This is a genomic window from Pseudoalteromonas phenolica (genome assembly GCF_005886345.1).
GTDB classification, from domain to species: Bacteria; Pseudomonadota; Gammaproteobacteria; order Enterobacterales; family Alteromonadaceae; genus Pseudoalteromonas; species Pseudoalteromonas phenolica_A.
Map to the genome: position 1 here is coordinate 1 of NZ_PNEC01000087.1, position 1961 is coordinate 1961.

General features: G+C 34.8%; 2 protein-coding genes. Both read right to left on the reverse strand.

The genetic code is table 11. The features are described 5' to 3' along the window. Positions 1 to 20: 20 nt before the first annotated feature. The gene (locus CWB72_RS20035) at positions 21 to 464 is read right to left on the reverse strand and encodes a hypothetical protein (RefSeq protein ID WP_138635146.1); all 444 of its coding nucleotides are present in this window, start codon (positions 462 to 464) and stop codon (positions 21 to 23) included. A 514-nt stretch (positions 465 to 978) separates the two neighbouring features. After that, entirely contained in the window at positions 979 to 1668 is a 690-nt protein-coding gene (locus CWB72_RS20040) for a hypothetical protein (protein WP_138635149.1), read from the reverse strand. Positions 1669 to 1961 lie beyond the last annotated feature (293 nt).

Sequence of the window (1961 nt, forward strand, 5' to 3'; positions counted from 1 at the left end):
GTTTAGGCACTTGTTATATTTCACTTCACCACTTTATCAATAAAGTCATCCAGCAGCGTATTTTCAGAAGTAGATTTACTTAAAAACAACAACTCAAGTAATACAATAGGCACTATGAAAATACTAAGTGCATCCAACCCATGTTCACTAATTGCAGTTGGAAGCATAGGTAACATTAAAACTGGAAGAACCCAAATAAAAACTATTGGTCTAGTTTTGATATGAATTAAACTTTCTTCACCTGTTGTTTCTATCCATAGCTCTTTAGCAACAGAATAATTCATTTGAGGGTAAGCAATATTTTTATAAAAGCTTAACCCAAATGTCCGAGTCCCTTTGGATTTCACTTCAAGGTATTTTGTATCTGTAACGAATTTATTATTCAGCTTCAACAGACGCTCTATTAACTCTTCTGCAGAAAGCGCTGTTTTGATAATTCGTTTTTTTCGAAATAGGCTAATCATGCTCGTGAAATATAACGCCGCAAATAAACGGCTAAAAATAGTGGGCTATAATTTGTGAGGCACGAACAAAGCCCACTGTTTTTTGTCCGCACTTTAATTTGTTTTGTTATGTGCTTATTACTTTATGTTTTCTGTAGCTTAAAAGTAGAAAAATTGAGAGTAAAACAGCATTAATAAACACTGATGTAATTATGCTTCCAGTGATTACACTGCACGTACCTACACACAAAATTTCTGGTGACAACACTATACCAAGCAAGCTTAGAAAAAGGCTAAATACGAGTAACCACTTTTGCGAAATCCAGTGCAAAATTTGTGGCTTTAATAAAAATGGAACGATTAGAGCAAAAGGAGTAGCAGCCCAAATTACTTTAACAATAAACTCCATAATTCACCTAAGCACATAACGCCGTGCTAAGCGGCAAAAAAGTTTGGCTTAAAATTAGTGAGGTACGAACGACAAGTCAAACTTTTGTGTCCGCCCTTGAGCACCTTGTTATAATTCATTTATTACTTATCTCTTAAAACTATTTGCTAACTTTGAATACACGCTAAGAAACCTTTTCTTTATATTTACAGGATCTAATTCATCGTGATTCTCGGGAGGTTTGCTAAAGTGGCTCCCTTCTCCTAGCCATTCTCTATTTAACTTGGTTCTTTCAATGAAATCTTTCTGCTCTGCAGTATTTGCATAATCTATTACCCATTGTTGTCCACCATTATCGTAATAAGTGAATTGACGAGATGTGCCTAATTCTTTATGAAAATAGGAAAAGCGTTGAACAAAATGATCTGCGATATAGCCTGTTTTTTCTAATTTCCACCGCTTAGGTATATTATTTATTTTGAAGTTAATCCATTCCCAATCATTTGAGTCTGTCTCTATTGTTATGTCTGAAAATTCCATTTCACCATGAGTAATGGCGCCCATTCTTTCCATAAACCATTTGTATTGATTACTAGGGTCAAAAAACTCTAAATCAAACCATATGCAATCATCTGTATAGTTGTAACCTTTTACAGATGAATCTCTCCAGCCATAGAAATAATATAGAATTGAAAAAGGGTTTTCTTCGATGTGTTTTTCAGTTTCTTCTTCACCTGTCATTTCATATACATCACGAAGAATTAGCTCTTTCGTTACACCTTCTGCGAATTCGTAGCCTAAATCCCTAAAGGCTTCGATTTGTTTTTCAAACTCCATATATAACCCTTTTGATAGCATAGATAAAAGCTAAGTGCTCATGAAATATAACGCTTGCCTAACCGGCGAAAAATAGCAGGCTAAAATTAGCGACGAAGGAGCGCAAGCCTGCTGTTTTGCGTCCTTTGGTTTAGGCACTTGTTAGGTATTATTTGGTAAAGCGTACTTTTTAAACCTATAAATTGAATAAACTTTTAAGCAGTAAAGGTGGTTTACCAGTTACACCGATTACAATTAACCAAATAGCAAAAACTAATGAGCTAATCATAGTAAGCAAGGTTCCTAGGCTAGAT

Coding starts and splice junctions, on each gene's coding strand:
- CWB72_RS20035 (WP_138635146.1), bottom strand. CDS start 464: ATGATTAGCCTATTTCGAAAAAAACGAATTATCAAAACAGCGCTTTCT.
- CWB72_RS20040 (WP_138635149.1), bottom strand. CDS start 1,668: ATGGAGTTTGAAAAACAAATCGAAGCCTTTAGGGATTTAGGCTACGAA.